The sequence below is a fragment of the Vibrio sp. SG41-7 genome (assembly GCF_014164465.1).
GTDB lineage: Bacteria > Pseudomonadota > Gammaproteobacteria > Enterobacterales > Vibrionaceae > Vibrio > Vibrio splendidus.
Map to the genome: position 1 here is coordinate 1 of NZ_JACJFF010000004.1, position 19,922 is coordinate 19,922.

General features: G+C 44.4%; 14 protein-coding genes and 1 pseudogene. 9 read left to right on the plus strand and 6 right to left on the minus strand.

Annotated elements, in window-relative coordinates; genetic code table 11:
• Positions 1–109: 109 nt before the first annotated feature.
• Positions 110–214, minus strand: a pseudogene (locus H5300_RS28305) (MipA/OmpV family protein); the annotation flags it as partial.
• Between the two features lie 354 nt (positions 215–568).
• Between H5300_RS28305 and H5300_RS01655 the strand changes: the two are divergent.
• The 3 genes from H5300_RS01655 to H5300_RS01665 all read left to right on the plus strand — a co-directional run bounded on the left by H5300_RS01655 (position 569) and on the right by H5300_RS01665 (position 5,491).
• On the plus strand, positions 569–2,503 hold the full coding sequence (locus H5300_RS01655; RefSeq protein WP_004736581.1) for a PrkA family serine protein kinase: 1,935 nt from the start codon (positions 569–571) through the stop codon (positions 2,501–2,503).
• Positions 2,504–2,645: 142 nt separating this feature from the next.
• Positions 2,646–3,917, plus strand: coding sequence for a YeaH/YhbH family protein (locus tag H5300_RS01660; protein ID WP_108122206.1), 1,272 nt, complete (start codon positions 2,646–2,648; stop codon positions 3,915–3,917).
• A gap of 11 nt (positions 3,918–3,928) precedes the next feature.
• A complete protein-coding gene (locus H5300_RS01665; protein ID WP_108192467.1) occupies positions 3,929–5,491 on the plus strand; it encodes a SpoVR family protein in 1,563 nt (520 codons plus the stop codon).
• 191 nt (positions 5,492–5,682) lie between these two features.
• Here the strand turns inward: H5300_RS01665 and sohB are convergent, their stop codons facing one another.
• On the minus strand, positions 5,683–6,744 hold the full coding sequence (gene sohB, locus H5300_RS01670) for a protease SohB (RefSeq protein ID WP_009849001.1): 1,062 nt from the start codon (positions 6,742–6,744) through the stop codon (positions 5,683–5,685).
• Between the two features lie 143 nt (positions 6,745–6,887).
• Here sohB and H5300_RS01675 point away from each other — a divergent pair, with 143 nt between their 5' ends.
• The 4 genes from H5300_RS01675 (at position 6,888) to H5300_RS01690 (ending at position 13,185) form a co-directional block, all read left to right on the plus strand.
• The gene (locus tag H5300_RS01675; protein WP_004736577.1) at positions 6,888–7,628 is read left to right on the plus strand and encodes a YciK family oxidoreductase; all 741 of its coding nucleotides are present in this window, start codon (positions 6,888–6,890) and stop codon (positions 7,626–7,628) included.
• 155 nt (positions 7,629–7,783) lie between these two features.
• Entirely contained in the window at positions 7,784–8,491 is a 708-nt protein-coding gene (imuA, locus tag H5300_RS01680) for a translesion DNA synthesis-associated protein ImuA (protein ID WP_102487820.1), read from the plus strand.
• Positions 8,492–8,494: 3 nt separating this feature from the next.
• A complete protein-coding gene (locus tag H5300_RS01685) occupies positions 8,495–9,979 on the plus strand; it encodes a DNA polymerase Y family protein (RefSeq protein WP_061021853.1) in 1,485 nt (494 codons plus the stop codon).
• 113 nt (positions 9,980–10,092) lie between these two features.
• A complete protein-coding gene (locus H5300_RS01690) occupies positions 10,093–13,185 on the plus strand; it encodes an error-prone DNA polymerase (protein ID WP_182795296.1) in 3,093 nt (1,030 codons plus the stop codon).
• A gap of 332 nt (positions 13,186–13,517) precedes the next feature.
• Here H5300_RS01690 and H5300_RS01695 read toward each other — a convergent pair whose 3' ends face one another.
• On the minus strand, positions 13,518–14,459 hold the full coding sequence (locus tag H5300_RS01695) for a chemotaxis protein CheV (RefSeq protein WP_004736572.1): 942 nt from the start codon (positions 14,457–14,459) through the stop codon (positions 13,518–13,520).
• A 168-nt stretch (positions 14,460–14,627) separates the two neighbouring features.
• Complete coding sequence (locus H5300_RS01700) at positions 14,628–15,845, minus strand: ROK family protein (protein WP_182795297.1); 1,218 nt, start codon at positions 15,843–15,845, stop codon at positions 14,628–14,630.
• Between the two features lie 319 nt (positions 15,846–16,164).
• On the opposite strand from H5300_RS01700, the gene pyk reads away from it, so the two are divergent.
• The gene (pyk, locus tag H5300_RS01705) at positions 16,165–17,613 is read left to right on the plus strand and encodes a pyruvate kinase (RefSeq protein ID WP_017085832.1); all 1,449 of its coding nucleotides are present in this window, start codon (positions 16,165–16,167) and stop codon (positions 17,611–17,613) included.
• A gap of 177 nt (positions 17,614–17,790) precedes the next feature.
• Here pyk and H5300_RS01710 read toward each other — a convergent pair whose 3' ends face one another.
• Both H5300_RS01710 and H5300_RS01715 read right to left on the minus strand, forming a co-directional pair.
• Positions 17,791–19,005: a patatin family protein gene (locus H5300_RS01710; RefSeq protein ID WP_102487817.1), complete on the minus strand. Its 1,215-nt coding sequence runs from the start codon at positions 19,003–19,005 to the stop codon at positions 17,791–17,793.
• Between the two features lie 41 nt (positions 19,006–19,046).
• Positions 19,047–19,136 (minus strand): YnhF family membrane protein, encoded by a 90-nt coding sequence (locus tag H5300_RS01715; protein WP_099165371.1) that lies wholly within the window; start codon positions 19,134–19,136, stop codon positions 19,047–19,049.
• Positions 19,137–19,281: 145 nt separating this feature from the next.
• On the opposite strand from H5300_RS01715, the gene H5300_RS01720 reads away from it, so the two are divergent.
• The gene (locus H5300_RS01720) at positions 19,282–19,875 is read left to right on the plus strand and encodes a porin family protein (protein ID WP_182795298.1); all 594 of its coding nucleotides are present in this window, start codon (positions 19,282–19,284) and stop codon (positions 19,873–19,875) included.
• The last annotated feature ends 47 nt before the right edge of the window (positions 19,876–19,922 follow it).

Here is a 19,922-nt window from a genome sequence, read left to right on the forward strand (position 1 = left end):
GAGAGGTTCGAAATCATCGGCGATATCAAATTAATGAATCCCAATATCAATGGGGAATGTTCGAATATCAAAGGCTCACACACAACGCAGGACTAGGGAAATTATGAGGGGATCCGTCAGCGCCCAGTGACCACTGCGAGATTTTTGCATGTGTTGCTGTCGAAGCCAGTAACGCAACACTGATAGCCACTATTTTTAACCCATAATTCTTCACTACATCTACCTATTTATTGAGCAATTTTTGATAACGCTGCGCATTATATGGTACTTCATTCCAATAAATCAATAGAGCTCAGTTATACATCTAATACACATAAATCCAGTGTGAGTATTATTAAGCGACCTAAAATCACAAAACAAACGGCTAGATCCCCTCGAATGTAAAATAATTGGATTCTACACGCCTCAAGTTGCCTATTGCGCTCGCTAGGTTTTTCACACGCAAAATTGTAAATAAATACATAATTGTTAAGCAAAATTGTGCAAGCGGGTCTAACCTTAAAATGTAGGGAGAGCCTATTTTTCAATCGCTCATCAGTTTTGACTGGTTAACAAGGGGAATGTGACTATGAGTATTTTTGACCACTATCAATCACGTTATGAAGCAGCCAAGGAAGAAGAGCTCACATTGCAAGAGTTCTTAGGGCTGTGTAAAGACGATAAAAGTGCTTACGCTAACGCTGCTGAGCGCTTACTACTGGCCATCGGCGAACCGGAGGTTATAGACACCGCTCAAGACCCCCATCTAAGTCGTATTTTCTCGAACCGTGTCATCTCACGCTACAGCGAATTTAAAGATTTCTACGGCATGGAAGATGCGATTGAACAGATTGTTTCTTACCTAAAACACGCTGCACAAGGCTTAGAGGAACGGAAGCAAATCCTTTACCTGCTTGGCCCTGTGGGCGGTGGTAAATCTTCCCTTGCTGAAAAACTCAAAGCACTGATGCAAAAGCTACCAATCTATGTGCTGTCTGCAGATGGTGAACGAAGCCCTGTGAATGATCACCCCTTCTGTCTATTCGACGTAAACGAAGATGGCGACCTTTTGAAACAAGAGTACGGAATAGAGAAACGTTACATACGCTCTATCATGTCTCCTTGGGCAGCGAAACGCCTCCATGATTTCGGTGGTGATATCTCTAGATTCAAAGTCATCAAACTACGCCCTTCGATTCTCGACCAAGTTGCGATCGCGAAGACAGAACCTGGTGATGAAAACAACCAAGATATCTCTTCACTTGTAGGTAAAGTCGATATTCGTAAACTTGAGCACTTTTCTCAAGATGACCCTGATGCCTACAGTTACTCTGGTGCACTGTGTAAAGCAAACCAAGGTGTGATGGAATTCGTAGAGATGTTCAAGGCGCCAATCAAAGTCTTGCACCCACTCCTAACGGCAACACAAGAAGGTAACTTCAACGGTACTGAAGGACTTTCTGCACTGCCATTTGACGGTATGATTCTAGCTCACTCAAACGAATCCGAGTGGCAGACCTTCCGTAACAACAAAAACAACGAAGCCTTCCTCGACCGTGTGTACATTGTAAAAGTCCCTTACTGTCTGCGCGTCTCTGAAGAAGTTAAGATCTACCAAAAACTGCTTGAGCACAGTGAGCTGTCCAAAGCCCCTTGTTCACCAAGCACACTCGATCTGCTATCGCAATTCAGCATCCTATCGAGACTGAAAGAGCCTGAAAACTCTTCTCTGTTCTCAAAAATGCGTGTTTACGATGGTGAAACTCTAAAAGACACCGATCCAAAAGCGAAGAGCTACCAAGAGTACCGAGATTATGCTGGCGTTGACGAAGGCATGTCTGGGCTATCAACGCGTTTCGCCTTTAAGATCCTGTCTCGTGTGTTTAACTTCGACCAAGCCGAAGTGGCTGCGAACCCTGTGCACTTGTTCTACGTTATTGAGCAGCAAATCGAACGTGAGCAATTCCCTCAAGAGACCGCCGAGAAGTATCTAGAGTTTTTGAAAGGATACCTAGTGCCACGCTACGTTGAGTTCATCGGTAAAGAGATTCAAACCGCTTACCTAGAGTCTTACTCTGAGTACGGTCAGAATATCTTCGACCGCTATGTCACCTACGCTGACTTCTGGATTCAAGACCAAGAGTACCGCGATCCAGAGACAGGCCAGCTATTTGACCGTGCTTCTCTGAATGGTGAACTAGAGAAAATAGAGAAAACAGCCGGTATCAGTAATCCTAAGGACTTCCGAAATGAGATTGTGAACTTTGTGCTTCGTGCCAAAGCCAACAATAACGGTCAAAACCCAGTTTGGACAAGCTACGAGAAACTGCGCACTGTAATTGAGAAGAAAATGTTCTCTAACACTGAAGAGCTGCTTCCTGTTATTTCGTTCAATGCTAAGACCTCAACGGATGATCAGAAAAAACACGACGACTTCGTTGCTCGTATGATGGAAAAAGGCTACACCGAGAAACAAGTGAGACTGCTATCCGAGTGGTACCTAAGAGTTCGTAAATCCTCATAACCAAACCGTACTGAGCTGCTCAAGTGAGCAGCTCGTACAAACCAATAACTTTATACCCTAATAAACGAATAGATCTAATAAACCAATAACTCTTACAACCTATAAAAAGTAGGATCGCGACATCAGCTGAGAGGGAGTTCTTATGGCACAATTTATCGATCGGAGGCTCAATGGCAAGAATAAGAGTGCTGTGAATAGACAGCGTTTCTTACGACGCCATAAAGAGCAAATCAAAGAATCTGTGGCCGATGCAGTCAACCGACGCTCAATCACCAATACTGAAACCGGTGAAGACGTCACTATTCCCCATAAAGACATCAAAGAGCCAAGCTTTCACCAAGGTCAAGGCGGCGTAAGAGAACGCGTTCACCCAGGTAATGACCAGTTCATCACGGGCGATAAAATTGAACGTCCTAAAAGTGGCGGTCAAGGTGGTGGCGCAGGCCAGGGTGACGCAAGCCCTGATGGCGAAGGCCAAGATGAATTTACATTCCAAATTTCAAAAGATGAATATCTTGATATTCTCTTTGAAGATTTAGCTCTTCCTAATCTAGAGAAGAATCAGGTCAACAAAATTACCGAATGGAAGACACATCGCTCTGGTTATCAAAGCGCGGGGATCCCTTCCAACATCGCGATCGTTCGTTCACTGCAGCAATCTCTGGCTCGTCGAACCGCGATGACAGCAGGTAAAAAGCGCGAGCTTAACCTACTGATGGAGCAGCTTGACCAAGTTAAAATGACGGAACCAGCACAACCCTTTGAAGAAAGTCGTTTAAAAGAAGAGATTGCCGAGTTACGTAAAAAAATTGAAAGCGTGCCATTTATTGACACCTTCGACCTGCGTTTTAAAAACTACGAGAAGCGCCCTATTCCATCTAGCCAAGCCGTCATGTTCTGCCTAATGGATGTATCTGGCTCAATGGATCAAGCCACGAAAGACATTGCGAAGCGCTTTTATGTCCTTCTGTATCTGTTCCTAAATCGCACCTACGAAAACGTCGATGTTGTGTTTATTCGTCACCATACTCAGGCTAAAGAAGTCGACGAACACGAGTTTTTCTATTCACAAGAAACCGGTGGCACCATCGTTTCCAGTGCACTGAAACTGATGAAGGAAATTGTCGCAGATCGCTATCCTGCAAATGAGTGGAACATCTATGCAGCACAAGCCTCTGATGGCGATAACTGGGCTGATGACTCGCCTCGTTGTAAAGAGCTATTAGTCAATACACTTCTGCCAACTTGCCAATATTACTCTTACATCGAAATAACACGCCGCTCTCATCAAACACTTTGGCACGAATACGAAAAACTCGAGAGTAGCTTTGACAACTTCGCCATGAAAAATATTAAAACGGTGGATGATATTTTTCCTGTGTTTAGAGAACTGTTCCAGAAAGAGACAGCGTAAGGGGGCTTGCCATGACAGCGAAATCAAACATTGCAGATAGAGATAAAGCGACACAGAAGAGAAACGACAAGATGCTGCCTGATGGTCCAGATTGGACATTCAACCTCTTGGAACAATATCACGTAGAAATCAAACGTGTGGCGCAGCATTACCGTTTAGATACTTACCAGAACCAAATTGAAGTGATCACTTCTGAGCAGATGATGGATGCTTACTCGAGCATCGGTATGCCGATCAATTACAATCATTGGTCATTTGGCAAAAAATTCATTCAAACCGAGCAAAACTACAAGCATGGTCAGATGGGATTAGCGTACGAAATCGTGATCAATTCAGATCCTTGTATCGCATATCTGATGGAAGAGAACACGGTCACGATGCAGGCGCTCGTAATGGCTCATGCTTGTTACGGCCATAACTCTTTCTTTAAGGGCAACTACCTATTCCAAACCTGGACCGATGCCAGTTCCATCATCGACTACCTATTATTCGCTAAAAAATACATTACCGATTGTGAAGAAAAATACGGTGTTGCCGAAGTCGAACAACTTCTCGATTCTTGTCATGCCCTCATGAATTACGGCGTAGACAGATACAAACGCCCTGAGAAGATTTCCATAGCTGAAGAGACAGCAAGGCAAGAAGAACGTGAAGCGTATCTGCAATCTCAAGTCAATGAGCTGTGGAGAACTGTGCCTAAAAATCAAGACAAGGAAAAAGAGACAAAAATCCGCTTTCCTAGCGAACCTCAAGAAAACATTCTCTACTTTATCGAGAAGAACGCACCACTACTTGAACCTTGGCAGCGTGAGTGTGTTCGCATTGTTCGAAAGGTGAGCCAATACTTCTACCCTCAAAAGCAAACTCAAGTAATGAACGAAGGCTGGGCAACTTTCTGGCATTACACCATTCTTAACCACCTTTACGACGAAGGCTTGGTGAGTGACAAGTTCATATTAGAATTCCTACACAGCCACACCAGCGTGGTCGCACAACCCGCCTACAATAGCCCTTATTTCAGCGGGATAAACCCTTATGCGCTTGGCTTTGCGATGTTTAGAGACATCCGACGCATCTGTGAAGAACCAACCGATGAAGACAAAGAGTGGTTCCCTGAGTTAGCCGGAAGTGATTGGTTAGAAGCGGTGCACTTTGCCATGCACAATTTCAAAGATGAAAGCTTCATCAGCCAATACCTCTCACCAAAGATCATTCGAGACTTTAAACTATTTTCTGTGCTCGACGACGACCGAAAAAACACCATTGAGATAAGTGCTATTCACGATGACCCAGGCTATCGCTTGATTCGTGAAAAGCTTGCGGCGCAATACAACCTAAGTAACCTTGAGCCGAATATTCAGGTGTTTAACGTCGATGTTCGTGGTGATCGCTCGATGACACTGCAGTATGTGCCTCACGGCCGTATACCGCTTGATAAAGGCTACGACGAAGTGATGAAACATCTCTATCGCTTATGGGGCTTTGATGTGATTTTGGAAGAGCTCAAAGATACGGGCCATAGAGAGATTCTGACTACTTGTCCAAAACGTAATGATTATGGAGCCAAGATTTAATATCAATCACAGTAAGTAAGTGCTTGGTATAAAACTCCGCTCCCCCTACAACATAGTGGTCACCCACTCGGAAGTGGAGCAATAAAAAAGCGCATAAGTCTGATGACTTATGCGCTTTCTTTTTAAGGCTCAAACGTCTTCAATAGACGCAAGGCACTAAACCTAGATACTAGAGCTAAAGCTAAATAAGCTTAAACAATCGGCTTTTGGCCGCGTTCAATCAGCTTCATCAGCACGCTGTCTGCAGATTTACCTGCCACGCCCGCTAGTTTGTCTGACAGCTTTTTCTTCTGTACGTAGTGAATCGCTAGAACCGTTTTGTCCTTACATGCCGCTACGACTAAATCATCAGAAGTGCTGATCTCATCCACCAGCCCAAGCTCATGTGCTTGTGTACCAAACCAGTGCTCACCCGTTGCTACTTTTTCAAGATCGAGAGCTGGACGATGGTCACGGATGAAGTCTTTGAATAGGCCATGTGTCTCTTCGAGCTCTTCTTTAAACTTCTCGCGTGCTTTATCGCTGTTCTCACCAAACATAGTAAGTGTGCGTTTGTACTCACCCGCCGTTAGCTGTTCGAACTCAATGTCATGCTTTTTAAGTAATTTATTGAAGTTTGGCAGTTGAGCAATAACACCAATAGAGCCAACAATAGCAAAAGGTGCAGATACAATTTTGTCCGCGATACATGCCATCATGTAACCACCACTCGCGGCTACTTTGTCTACCGAGATAGTCAGAGGCAGGCCTGCTGCTTTGATACGGTCGAGTTGAGAAGACGCCAAACCATAGCCGTGAACCATGCCACCGCCAGACTCAAGCTTAAGCAAGACTTCATCACCTTCACGAGCCACAGCTAGAACCGCCGTTACCTCTTCACGTAGCGAAGCCACTTCTTTCGCATCAATGCTGCCGTTAAAATCGAGAACGAATAGATGTGGTTCACGCTTGCTATCAAGCTCACCCTCTTTCGCTGCTTTTTTCACTTCTTTGCCACGTGATTTTACTTTTTCTTTTTCCGCTTTCTTTTCTGCTTTATCACGGGCTTTGATGAAAGCATCATCGTGTAGATGGTGCTCTAATTGTTCAATCGTCTGTTTATGGTGCTCAGATAGGTTCGTGATTTCCAGCTCACCTTTAATCGCGCTTGATTTTCCACCCACCGATTTAGCAATCACTAAAATTGCAATGATGGCGATTACAACGGTCGCAATCTTGGCTAAAAACAAGCCGTAGTCCAACAAAAATTCCAATGTCATATCCCCTAATGTATGAATTAGTGTATTGTAACCATCTTGTCACGATTACCAAGAATTTCTCATCATTCCTGCGTTTATCTGTGTGATTAAACACCAATGGAATGACGAACATAATAAAAGAAAGAAGGATAAGCACAGTGGATTACCCAATCTCTACAGATGCCCTCAAAGATAAAGTAATTTTGGTTACAGGTGCCGGTGCTGGCATTGGTCGCCAAGCCGCACTAAGCTTCGCTCAACATGGTGCAACTGTCATTCTGTTAGGCCGCAATGTTAAAAACCTTGAATTCATTTACGATGAAATCGAAAGTGCTGGTTACCCTCAGGCTGCGATCATTCCGCTAGACCTCAAAGGAGCAACAAAGCAGAACTACATTGATATGGCTGAAACCATTGAATCACAATTCGGTCGTTTAGACGGCCTACTGCATAACGCAGGTGTGCTTGGCACGTTAAGTCCATTTGATCAAATCGATGAAGAGACGTTTGATGGCGTTATGCAAATCAACGTTAAAGCTGAATTTCTAATGACTCAAGCATTGCTGCCTGTCATTAAAAAAGCTGAAGCAGGCCGTATCGTATTCACCTCTTCTACAGTTGGTCACTCTGGCCGTGCATTCTGGGGCACTTATGCGATTTCTAAGTTTGCTACCGAAGGCATGATGCAAATCCTAGCGGACGAACTTGAAGACACCAACATCCGTGTAAACGCGATCAACCCTGGCGGCACTCAAACACGCATGCGTGCAAAAGCGTACCCAGGTGAAGATGCGAACAAGCTGAAAACGCCACTCGACATCATCCCGCTTTACCTACACTTAATGAACCCAAGTGTGACAGATATTAATGGCCAATGTATCGATGCTCAACCTAAGTAACTGATATCATTAACCAATAGTAAAAAGTCGCTTCCATAGCGGCTTTTTTTGTATCTAAATCAATCAACTAACACTTACTTCCGCTAATTTTCATCATTTCTCTTTGCATCTTTTTCATTGTTAAATATACTGTATAAATATACAGGTATTTAATTATGCATGAACTAATAAAAAACTTACAAGACCGCCAGCTAATCTGGACAGGGTTACAACCAACAGCGCAAGGAAGTACTACTTCAACAGGCTATCCTCAACTGGATAAACAGCTTGATGGTGGCTTTCCGACGCATGGTGTTATTGAGGTTGAATCGCAACAAGGGATCGGTGAACTTCGCCTGCTTACACCTTATTTAGCTCAACAAAACTCACAAAAATTGGCCATCTTCATTAACCCACCGGGGAAGATCTGTGCCGAGTTTTTTAGCAGCCAAGGTATTGAACTAGAGAACATCCTCGTTATCCAACCTCAGCGCGATCTCGATGCATTGTGGGCAGCAGAGCAGTGCCTTAAAAGCGGCGCCTGTCACTCGGTATTGCTATGGGGAGCCGATCTAGAAATACATCAAACCAAGCGCCTGCAAGCAGCAAGCGAAACCGGTAAGTGTCTGCAATTTCACTTTAAGGCCACCAGCCATAATCAGTTATCTCTACCCGTTTCTCTAAGCATGAAGCTATCTTCTCACGCCCAAGGGTTAAAGGTTGAGGTAACAAAAAGGAAAGGCAGTTGGTCATATGGCAGCTTTATTCTAGACATGAGCCAAAATTGGCCGTTACTCACTGAAAAAATTACCCTTCAAGACAGTTCACATAGTGCTTTATCAAATAACACCGTGCTGGCTTTTCCTATTGCGAAACAAGGCTAGCGTATGTTGTGGCTTTATCTGCACTTTCCATCTCTGCAGTTGGATACCTTGTTCAATTCTGAGCTATCTAACTCCGAGAAAGTTCACTCTAATGAAGAGTCACACGAGCAACCTATTATCATCGTGGATGAAAAAGATCACCGTGTGCTGCAAGCTAACCAAGCTGCGCTGCAATCGGGAATTTCACTTGGTATGGGGCTAGGGTCTGCGGCGGCGCTTTGCCATAACTTACACGTCCACCCTTACAGTATTGAGCTAGAAAAAAGTAAGCTCAAAGAGATCGCTCAATGGGCGTATTTGGTCACTTCTGACATGGCTTTACTACCACCGAATGGTTTGTTGATTAAAGCATCTAATATGCTGTCACTTTACGATGGGCTAGATAACTACTGGCATGAGCTCAAAAGCCACTTAGAAACGCTCAATATCCAGTTCAGCTTCGCGACGGGTTACTCGCCACTTTCTGCGATCCTTTTGGGCAAGCAATCCATCAACCAAGTCACTAATAATGTTGAGCAAATGAAAGCATGGGTCAATCAACAAGCATTAAGTTCCAGCGAGCTGCCAACTAAGCAAGTGGAGCGTCTGAACCGTGTCGGCATTAACTTAGTGGATGACCTATTGAAACTGCCTTTGCAAGATGTCGCACGTCGCTTTGATATCGATTTGGTGAACTATGTGGGTCGCCTTAACGGCCAATTCAAGCACCCGATCGATTTCTACCATCCACCGGAGAATTTTCAGCAATATCTCGAGCTATTGTTTGATATTGAAAACATCCTGTTTATCGAAAAGCCGTTACTGAAATTATTAAATCAACTCGAGTGTTTTTTGAAGCTACGCGACCGAGTTGCTTTCGAGTTAACGCTGACTTTGCATCTGAGAGATAAAGACGACCACCCTGTCTCTTTCTATTCAGCACAAGGCGATTACCTTGCTGCAAAGTGGGCGAACCTGACTCATCTAACCTTAGAATCACTGAAAACCACGGCACCGATTCAGGGGCTGACCCTTTCCGTAATTCGTCATGGAGAACCGCAAATGGCCTACCGTGATCTTTTTGATGGCAATACAGGAACACTTGCCGCGTTAGATTTGCTCTCATTACTGCAAGCTAAGTTAGGGCAAGCCTGCATTCAAACACCGAAAATACAGCACGATCCAAGGCCAGAAAAAGCCAATCAGTACTCGCTTCCAACACTGAGTAAGTCTGTGGCAAAGAAGCAAACACCCCCAGAGTTCGAACAACAAACCACTGCTTTCAATATCAACCAACAGCGACTCAGGCCCAGTATTTTACTGCCAGAGCCCGAAGCCTTAACCGAAAGCGTCACCCTGTCTCAAGGTCCTGAGCGCATTGTTTCTGGCTGGTGGGATGGCGAGAAAATCATTCGTGACTACTTTATTGCTCACAGCGAAAACGGTCGGTGGCTATGGATCTTTAGAACGCCAGATAAACAGTGGTTTTTGCACGGCTTATTTAGCTAGCTTGTAGGAAAGTAAGTCAGTAAGAAACTTCGTTAGCTCGTCCGTTCCACTTACTCAATTTCAACATCCCTTTTCAATCATGTTCACTCGCAATGGTTAAGTGATATTACGTTATGTCTCAGCAATACTCAGAGCTATTTTGCCAAAGTAATTACTCCTTCCTTGAGGGAGCTTCACACGCAGAAGAGCTTGTTTTACAGGCCGACTTCTTACGTTACAGAGCACTCGCTGTCACTGATGAGTGCTCAGTGGCGGGCATCGTTAAGGTTCACTCTGCAATCAAGCAACATAAACTGTCGCTCAAGCAAATTGTCGGAAGTATGTTTTGGTTAAATGAAGAGTGCCAAGTGATCTTGATATGCCCAAACAGACAAGCCTACGCCGAACTGTGCCGTATTATTACCAACGCGAGACGCCGTAGCAGTAAAGGACATTATCAACTCTCTGAGTGGGATATCATGTCGGCTAAGCACTGCTTCATTCTTTGGCTTCCTCAACAGAAAAATGAAGACGCACACTGGGGGCAATGGCTCTCCCAGCATCATTCAGGCCGGTTGTGGATCGGCTTACAACGACACCTAAAACAAACCGACCAGCAGTACATCGATTACTGTGTCGAGCTGTCACAACATCATCACCTGCCGATAACGGCTTGCGGCGGTGTATTGATGCACAATGCTAACCGCTTACCCTTGCAGCACTCACTCACTGCGATCAAGTACCAAAAACCCATTACTGAAGTGGGTAGTCACTTACTGGCCAATGCCGAGCGCTGTTTACGAAGCATCAATAAGCTCTCACGTATTTTCAAAACTGAGTGGCTAGAAGAGAGCAACCGCATCGCTGAGCTGTGTGAATTTGATTTGGATAGCTTGCGCTACGAATATCCCAGTGAACTGATTCCTCAAGGTGAGACGCCCATGAGTTATCTACGCATGTTGGTCGAGAGAGGGAAACAAGCTCGCTTCCCACAAGGTGTGCCTAGCAATATTCAACAAATCATAGATAAAGAACTCGGATTGATTGGTGAGCTCAACTACCCTTTCTTTTTCCTCACCATTCATGACATCGTCATGTTTGCCAAAAGCCAAGGGATTCTTTACCAAGGTCGAGGTTCTGCGGCCAATTCCGTGGTCTGTTACTGCCTAGAAATCACCTCTGTCGATCCAAGACAGATCTCAGTGCTGTTTGAACGTTTCATCAGTAAAGAGCGCGATGAGCCGCCTGATATTGATGTCGATTTTGAGCACGAACGACGTGAAGATGTCATCCAATACATCTATCAAAAATACGGTAGAGAACGCGCTGCGCTTGCCGCAACTGTGATTTCATATCGCTTCAAAAGTGCAGTAAGAGATGTCGGTAAGGCGTTAGGACTACAAGAAACCCAGCTCGACTACTTCATCAAGAACACCAACCGTAGGGACAAAAGCCTAGGTTGGCAGGCTCAGTTAACTCAATTGGGGCTGCAACCTGATTCTTTGAAGGGGCAACAATTTATCCACTTGGTGAATGAGATCATCGGCTTTCCACGTCACCTATCTCAACACGTTGGTGGCTTTGTCATATCTTCAGGGCCTTTGTATGAACTGGCTCCTGTCGAGAATGCCGCAATGCACGAACGAACCATAATTCAATGGGATAAGGATGATCTAGAAACCTTGGGACTGCTTAAAGTCGATGTGCTTGCTCTGGGTATGCTCTCTGCGATTCGTAAATGTTTCGACCTAATCAAACGCATTCATGGTCGCTCGCTAACGATCGCAGAGATCACACGCCTCAAGGACGATCCTCAGGTTTACAGTATGATTCAGCGAGCAGACACGGTCGGGATATTCCAAATTGAGTCACGAGCGCAAATGAGCATGCTGCCAAGGCTTAAACCGAGGACTTATTACGACTTGGTGATTCAAATCGCTATCGTACGTCCAGGGCCTATTCAGGGTGATATGGTACATCCGTTTCTAAAACGTCGAGATGGTATTGAGCCCATTAGTTATCCATCTAAAGATGTGGAATCGGTACTGTCACGCACCTTGGGTGTACCTATCTTTCAAGAGCAAGTGATTAAGCTCGCGATGGTCGCGGCAGGGTTTACGGGGGGAGAAGCAGATCAGCTCAGACGCGCGATGGCCGCTTGGAAAAAAAATGGCAACGTCTTTAAGTTTAAAAACAAGCTCATCGAGGGGATGCAAAAGCGTGGCTATGAGACAGAGTTTGCCGAACAGATCTTTAAACAGATATGCGGCTTTGGTGAGTACGGCTTTCCTGAAAGCCACTCGGCTTCGTTTGCGGTGTTAGCGTATTGCTCCGCTTGGTTGAAATGCTACTACCCAGAGTGCTTCTACGCTTCTTTACTGAACAGCCAACCCATGGGCTTTTACAGCCCTTCACAGTTGGTACAAGACGCACAACGACACAATGTGGCGATTCTTCCAGTATGTGTGAACGCCTCACAAGACAACCACATAGTCGTTGAACATCAGAACGGCTTAGCGATTCGCTTAGGGCTGCGACAAATCAAAGGATTCAGCGAGCATGGGATTCAAAGCGTGCTCGCCAATCGCCCGCAATCCGGTTATCGCCACCCTAGTCAGGTTAAACAGTTATCGATGAATAAGAAAGATATCGAACTACTGGCCTCCGCAAATGCACTGAATAATGTCTCCGGAGATCGTTTTCAGACGCGTTGGGCAATGATGGACTTAGCCTCTGATCTACCTTTGTTTAACCAAGTCGATGACTATACAGAAGATGATAATGGCGAGCTCTCATTGCACCAACCCAGTGAGATGCAAGATCTACTCGAAGACTTCACCAGTGTCGGAATTTCATTGAACAAACACCCAATCACTTTGCTCGAAGAAGCGGGACGATTAGGTCGATTCACACACATGAAAGATTTAATACAACAGAGACACAAATCCATGGTCACCGTTGTCGGATTGGTCACTGGTAAGCAATCACCTGGCACCGCAGCTGGGGTCACCTTTGTCACTTTGGAAGATAACACAGGTAATATTAATGTTGTGGTCTGGGGAGCAACCGCGCGCGCGCAACAGCAAGCTTATCTCACAGCCAAGGCTTTAAAGGTACAAGGGATATTAGAAAAAGAAGGGGAAGTCGTGCATGTTATCGCGGGTAAGCTCATCGATATTACCGAGGAGATTGTTGGCTTGAACACCAAGTCTCGGGATTTTCATTAGCGATGTACCAACTGTTTTTCTATCGTTCATTGACTAAGAAACGATAGACAGAGAAACGAAAAAGGGAAGCATCAGCTTCCCTTCAATTCAATTTGTTGAGTTATGACTCAACTTCAGCTTCCGTACGTCTTTTCTTAAATTCCCTATACAGTAATAAGCTCAAAGTCATTACGACCTTAGAAGTCAACCATATCATTAAGAAGAACTACCTTAGATTGTGTGTGAAAAGTTACGCTAGTAGTTGAGCATATTTCGTTAAGAAAAATATGCTGCATGAATATTAGCAAACGTTTTCCATAAGATCACTCAAAATAACCGTACAGCAGTCTTAATTATAAAATCTGACGCATTCGCTCTTGAGTCACTTCAACCAGAAGGTCCGGTTGGAACTTAGAAATAAAGCGATTACACCCTACTTTCTCAACCATAGCTTCATTAAAACTTCCACTTAATGAAGTATTTAGCGTGATGAACAGGTCATGCATTCTTGGATCCGTACGCACTTCATGCGTCAGTTTATAGCCGTCCATTTCAGGCATTTCGGCATCAGTGATCATCAACAATATTTCTTGATTGATGTCTTTGCCTTCATCACACCAGCCCTTAAGTAAGGTCAGTGCTTCTAAACCATCACAACATTCAATAATGTTCAAACCCAGTTGCGATAAGGTACCTTTAATCTGGTTACGCGCGGTTGAAGAGTCATCAACGATAAGTACATTGCGTCCAACCATTTCATTGGCAAGTTGCTCATCTAATACACCGTCAGAAATCGAAACATCATAATCGATGATTTCAGCGAGTACCTTTTCAACATCAATAATCTCAACGATCTTGTGCTGCTCTTCTTCTTGAATATGCGTGATAGCCGTCAGGTAATTGGCACGACCCGTTGTCTTTGGCGGTGGCTGAATTTCAGTCCACGTCGTATTCACGATATTACGCACTTGCCCAACCAAGAAACCTTGTACAGTTCGGTTGTATTCCGTGATGATCAAGTTATTTTCTTGAGTCTCATCTCGTGACGGTGGGAAGCCAATCGCGCTGCGCAAATCGATAACAGGCACCGATTCACCACGTAGAGACGCAACACCCGTAATATGATGGTGAGAGCCCGGCAAGCGAGTGAGTACTGGCACTTTTAGGACTTCTTTCACTTTAAATACGTTAATCGCAAAAAGTTGACGACTATTTAAGCTGAATAACAAGAGCTCCAGACGGTTTTCACCGACCAGTTTGGTTCTCTGATCAACCGAATTTAAAACGCCAGACATACAACACCTTAGTGACAAATAATAACTGTGGCTACAATAGCCTACTTCAATAGGTTAAAGCAAAGCGCCAATGCACAGAATGCTTAAACTAAGTACAACAAATGATGTTATACAAAGCTTAAGTACATGGAAAGGTTTCGGGTGAGGCTAAAAGACGAGTATAAGGAGTTAACCTTCAACAACTTTCATTAACAGTTGGCCATCATATAAGGCTTGTTTAACAAGCGCAGCACCAGGCATGGTTGCTTGTTTATAGAATCGAGATTCCACCAGCTCTAAATCTTGATGGTAAACCGATAAACTCTGCTCTTCGATACACTTTTGAATCGCAGGGTACAACACGCTTTTAGCCTGGTTGATAACACCACCCACCAAGATTTTCTCAGGGTTGAAAAGGTTAATCACAATCGCTATCGCGGCACCTAAGTAACGACCTAGCTGTTCAATAACTTCAACAGCCAATGGATCGCCATCAGCAGCGGCAGCACAGATCTGTTCAATAGTGACATCTTCAAACACAGTTAATGACGATGCTTCACCATTAGCCAGTCGCTCTTTTACTTGATCACGGATCGCCTGAGAACTCGCGACTGTTTCTAAGCAGCCTCGGTTACCACAATGACAAAGTTTGCCCTGCTTATCGATCTTAATATGCCCAAGTTCACCGATATTACCGTGGCGACCTTGCAACACTCGGCCGTCAAGGATGATCCCAGCACCGACACCATGGTGAATCGAGATGAGAACTGAATTATCGTTGTCTTGTGAGTGACCAAACAGCTTCTCTGCTAATGCCCAAGCTCGGGTATCATTGGCAATAAAGACAGGCAGACCTGTTTCTTTGTAAATCTCAGGACCCAACGCTAAATTTTTAACGTTGTAGTGCGGCATCTGCAACACAATACCTTGCTCAGAATTCACAAGACCCGGTAGCGTAACCGCAATGCTTGTTACCCTATCGAGTTGCTCAGCATAGGTTTGGAAAAATTCATCAATTTCATGTAGAAGACGCGCAAGCACATCATCTTGGTCACGTTCATGAATATCAATCTTGGTATCGATAAGCACGTCGCCGCCCAATTCATGGAGCGCGATCGTCAAATATCCGCGACCAAGACGCATCGACAGAAACTGCCAACCTTCGTTATTGGTTTGCAGACCGACAGCAGGACGCCCACGAGTCGTGGCTTCTTGAACCGTCGTTTCGTGAATAAGGTGAGCTTCAATGAGTTCACGGGTAATTTTAGTAATACTCGCCGGAGCCAACTCACTTTGCTTGGACAGATCGATACGAGAAATAGGACCTTTAAGGTCAATTAGTTTATATACACGACCAGCATTGACCTGTTTGATATGATCAATATGGCCCGGTTGAGCCATGTACATTTTACGCTCCAGAAATCATCAACGAGTTAATTTTTTTACTTTGCGAAGTAATTGTGAAGTCACTTGGTATATCGCCGTGACCAGTATCACGTATATACATGAATCTTTGTGTATCGAGTCAAATAGTTCGAGGAAAATTAACACCAAAATCGATAAATTGAGACTTAATTTTCATAATAAAACATCGTTATTGAGCCCTGAATTCAATAATTAGAGACAAATAATGAAATATCTCCCTAGCTCCCAATAAATAATCAATTAATGCATATACTTAATTCAGTCTTTTAAAAGATTACTTGGCCTCACTCTAGGAGTATTCATGACAGCCGAATTAAGAAAAACGAAAATCGTCACAACGCTAGGCCCTTCTACTGATAAAGGTAACGTGCTTGAAGAGATCATCAAAGCCGGTGCCAATGTCGTCCGTATGAACTTCTCTCACGGCACCAGCGACGACCATATACAACGCGCAGAAAACGTCAGAGCAATTGCAAAAAGACTTGGCACTCAAATCGCTATTCTCGGTGACTTACAAGGCCCCAAGATTCGAGTATCGACATTCAAAGATGGCAAAATCCAACTTGCTGTGGGTGACAAATTCACTCTCGACAGTAGCCTAGGTTTAGGTGTAGGCAACCAACAAGCAGTCGGTCTTGATTATAAAGAATTACCTAACGACGTTTCAGCTAACGACATCCTGTTACTCGACGATGGTCGTGTTCAGCTGAAAGTGACCGAAGTGGAAGGCTGTCGCGTTCATACAGAAGTCATCATTGGCGGCCCACTGTCAAATAACAAAGGCATCAATAAAAAAGGCGGTGGTCTTTCCGCAGAAGCGCTGACAGAAAAAGATAAGCGCGACATCGTCACCGCAGCCCAAATCAAAGTGGATTACCTCGCAGTGTCTTTCCCACGCAACGGCGCAGACATGCACTACGCTCGTCAGCTTGCACGAGAAGCAGGCTTAGAAGCTCACCTTGTAGCAAAAGTAGAGCGAGCAGAGACGGTAGCCACTGTTGAGAACATGGATGACATCATAATGGCCTCAGATGTGGTCATGGTAGCTCGTGGTGACCTCGGAGTAGAGATTGGCGACCCTGAATTGGTCGGAGTACAAAAACAGCTTATACGCCGTGCTAGAGCGCTTAACAGAACCGTCATCACCGCAACTCAGATGATGGAATCAATGATCTCAGCACCAATGCCAACCCGTGCCGAAGTGATGGACGTTGCCAATGCGGTACTTGATGGAACAGATGCTGTCATGCTTTCAGGTGAAACCGCTGCCGGTGATTACCCGGTTGAAACCGTAAAATCGATGGCAGAAGTCTGCATTGGCGCAGAGAAAATGGCGGGCATTAATAACCAATCTAATTACCGTATTGACCGTACTTTTGTCACCGCCGAAGAAACTGTCTCAATGGCAACCATCTATTCTGCAAACCATATGGAAGGCATTAAGGGCGTAGTCACTCTCACCGAGTCAGGCCGTACTGCACTGATGATGTCTCGTCTAAGTGCTGATATGCCTATCTACGCGCTGTCTCGTAACGAAGGAACACTTAATCGCTGCACCTTATACCGCGGTGTGACACCTATCTACTTCGAGACAGAAGCCGAAGATAGCTTTGACATTGCCCTATCTACGCTCACTTGCCTAAAAGAGAAAGAGCATCTTAAGTTTGGCGATCTCGTGATCGTCACTCAAGGCGACATTATGGATGTAGCGGGCTCAACCAACTGCATGAGAATCTTACCTGTCACTTAATCAGTTGGTGTTTTAGGTCAGTTCGTTGATCAGCGACCCAGCCAAGAGCAAAAAAGGGTTATTGAACTAAGTTCAGTAACCCTTTTTCACTTCAGAACCTTGTTAGCTCATTGCGTACTAACTTTCAAATTCGAGTATTACTTATCAATTTCGAATATTATTTAGCAATTTCGAATATTATTTATCAGCAGCGCAAGTCGCCAACTGTGGCATATGTGAGCTGCGAGCGTTTTCCGTTGAAGTATAGGTTTCTACAAATCGGTAACCCGCCTCTAAACCTAAGTCGTAATCGTACAGCAAATCTTCCTTGTCACTCATCAAAGAGCTCGACTTAAGCGGTTTGCTGGGTGCAATTTGAACAACAAACGCATCGTCCGGTGGAGAGTTCAAAAAGTTCTGAGTTAATGAGTAGGTCTGATAATGAACCATCAACATGTCAGCTAAGCCAGAATCAAACTTATCGCCAATCAAATGACTTAAACGATAAATATCATCAGCACCAAATAGCCATCGTCCACCATTGAGCAGATCAAGGTGCCCTCTATCGCGCTTTTGCTCCTTTGAACGGAGAATTTGCTGCTGAAAGAATGACGTCCAATCGGTTTTCCATTGTTCTACTTTTTGTTGCCAATGATCTTGCACACTATCAAACGACTCACGGAACCATTCCAACTCCTCAGCCGATATAGGCTTAGGTGCTTTCATTAAGGCATGTTTACCTTGAATCTCCTTGGATAGCTCGGCTCCCTCTTCCAATACAGGCTCAGTACGTATCACGACTATCGATCGAGCTTGCCTACGCCATGCTTCTTGCACAGGAATAGACGCAGACACGCCACCGTCAACATAAGCACTGTCACCAATGAAGATTTCATCATTGTACAGGCGAGGGATGGCACAGGTCGCAATCATCACTTTGTACCAGTCTTCTCCCATCAGAGGAAAATAATGGTCTCGTAAGTCTTTAGAATCGGTTACTGCCGCCGAGAAATGTCGATCACCTAAGGTTTGTCGTCCCAAATCAAGATCTAGCTTGTATGGGTAAGCCATGATTTGTTCTAAGGCCCACTCTAAACCTAAGTTCTGACGGTTTCGTATATAAGAGAACAGATTGAAGAATTCAGGAGCCGTCGTTAGATCAAGAACAAAAGAACGACCCAACCCTTTATCACGGCACAGATAGGCACATAAATTAAGCGCACCCGCGGAGGTGCCAAAGAATTCGTCGAAAGGGTCAAAATTAGAAAGAAGAAAGGCATCCAGCACACCAGCCGTAAAAATACTTCGCTGTCCGCCGCCTTGGGCAACCAGTGCTGTTTTTCCAGCAATAAACTTAGCGTAGTAATCTAAGTCTATTGCCGAATCAATATTGGTTATAATCCCACTATTCATTATTCCCTGAGTATAAAAACTCAGCCTCGCAATAGATGGTATTAGCTACCAATCGCAATAAAGCCAAACGAAAGAATGATGGTGTAGATTACTACTGTTATTTGTAGCGCATTTTTCAGATTATGGTCCATAAACACCTCTGGCTTATTATTAATTTGTCGAGTCTCTATTTAAGTATTATCAGGTGTGTGAAGTATCTTCAAGAATCGTCGAAATTAGTCGCACAATATTGATGTAACCATCACAATTAGTAAGTGTATGGATAAGGGTATACTCATGAATAACAAAGCAAATATGATTGCGCTTGTTGCGCTCATTTCCGCTTCAAACTTGTATGCAGCACCGGAAATTATTATCACTCCGATGATTGGTTATACAGGTGGTGGTAGCGTCGAAGACCAGGATGGTAATACTTATGATATGGAAGGTTCAGAAAACTTCACCTTCGCCATTGAAACTCCGCTTGAGAAAGGCCGTATCGGCTTTTTCTATTCCAATCAGAGCTCTGAGTTAGAAACGCTCAATCTAAGCTCCTCAATTCAATACCTGCACTTTCAAAGCAGTATCTACTACCCTGCTTCATCTGCGTTGTCAGGCTATCTAGGGTTAGGTCTTGGTGCTTCTTACGTTGATGTAGATTGGGCGAAAGATAAATATGGATTCTCAACTTCTATCTTTGGTGGCTTAGAGTACAAATTCAGTGACCGCTTAGCGTTAAATACACAATTACGTTGGCTAGGTACTGTGGTCGACAACGACACCTCTGGTGTTTGTAACATACCGAGCAATGGCCAAGACTGTATCATCCGCTTTGATACTGACTGGATGAACCAATTCCAAGCCAATGTCGGATTGAGTTTTACCTTCTAGGTTGAGTCCCCATATTGGATCAATCAGTCTTTAGACTAGAAGTATTC

Coding starts and splice junctions, on each gene's coding strand:
- imuA (WP_102487820.1), top strand. CDS start 7,784: ATGCATGAACTAATAAAAAACTTACAAGACCGCCAGCTAATCTGGACA.
- H5300_RS01715 (WP_099165371.1), bottom strand. CDS start 19,136: ATGGACCATAATCTGAAAAATGCGCTACAAATAACAGTAGTAATCTAC.
- H5300_RS01660 (WP_108122206.1), top strand. CDS start 2,646: ATGGCACAATTTATCGATCGGAGGCTCAATGGCAAGAATAAGAGTGCT.
- H5300_RS01710 (WP_102487817.1), bottom strand. CDS start 19,005: ATGAATAGTGGGATTATAACCAATATTGATTCGGCAATAGACTTAGAT.
- H5300_RS01695 (WP_004736572.1), bottom strand. CDS start 14,459: ATGTCTGGCGTTTTAAATTCGGTTGATCAGAGAACCAAACTGGTCGGT.
- H5300_RS01690 (WP_182795296.1), top strand. CDS start 10,093: ATGTCTCAGCAATACTCAGAGCTATTTTGCCAAAGTAATTACTCCTTC.
- H5300_RS01700 (WP_182795297.1), bottom strand. CDS start 15,845: ATGTACATGGCTCAACCGGGCCATATTGATCATATCAAACAGGTCAAT.
- H5300_RS01720 (WP_182795298.1), top strand. CDS start 19,282: ATGAATAACAAAGCAAATATGATTGCGCTTGTTGCGCTCATTTCCGCT.
- H5300_RS01665 (WP_108192467.1), top strand. CDS start 3,929: ATGACAGCGAAATCAAACATTGCAGATAGAGATAAAGCGACACAGAAG.
- pyk (WP_017085832.1), top strand. CDS start 16,165: ATGACAGCCGAATTAAGAAAAACGAAAATCGTCACAACGCTAGGCCCT.
- H5300_RS01655 (WP_004736581.1), top strand. CDS start 569: ATGAGTATTTTTGACCACTATCAATCACGTTATGAAGCAGCCAAGGAA.
- H5300_RS01685 (WP_061021853.1), top strand. CDS start 8,495: ATGTTGTGGCTTTATCTGCACTTTCCATCTCTGCAGTTGGATACCTTG.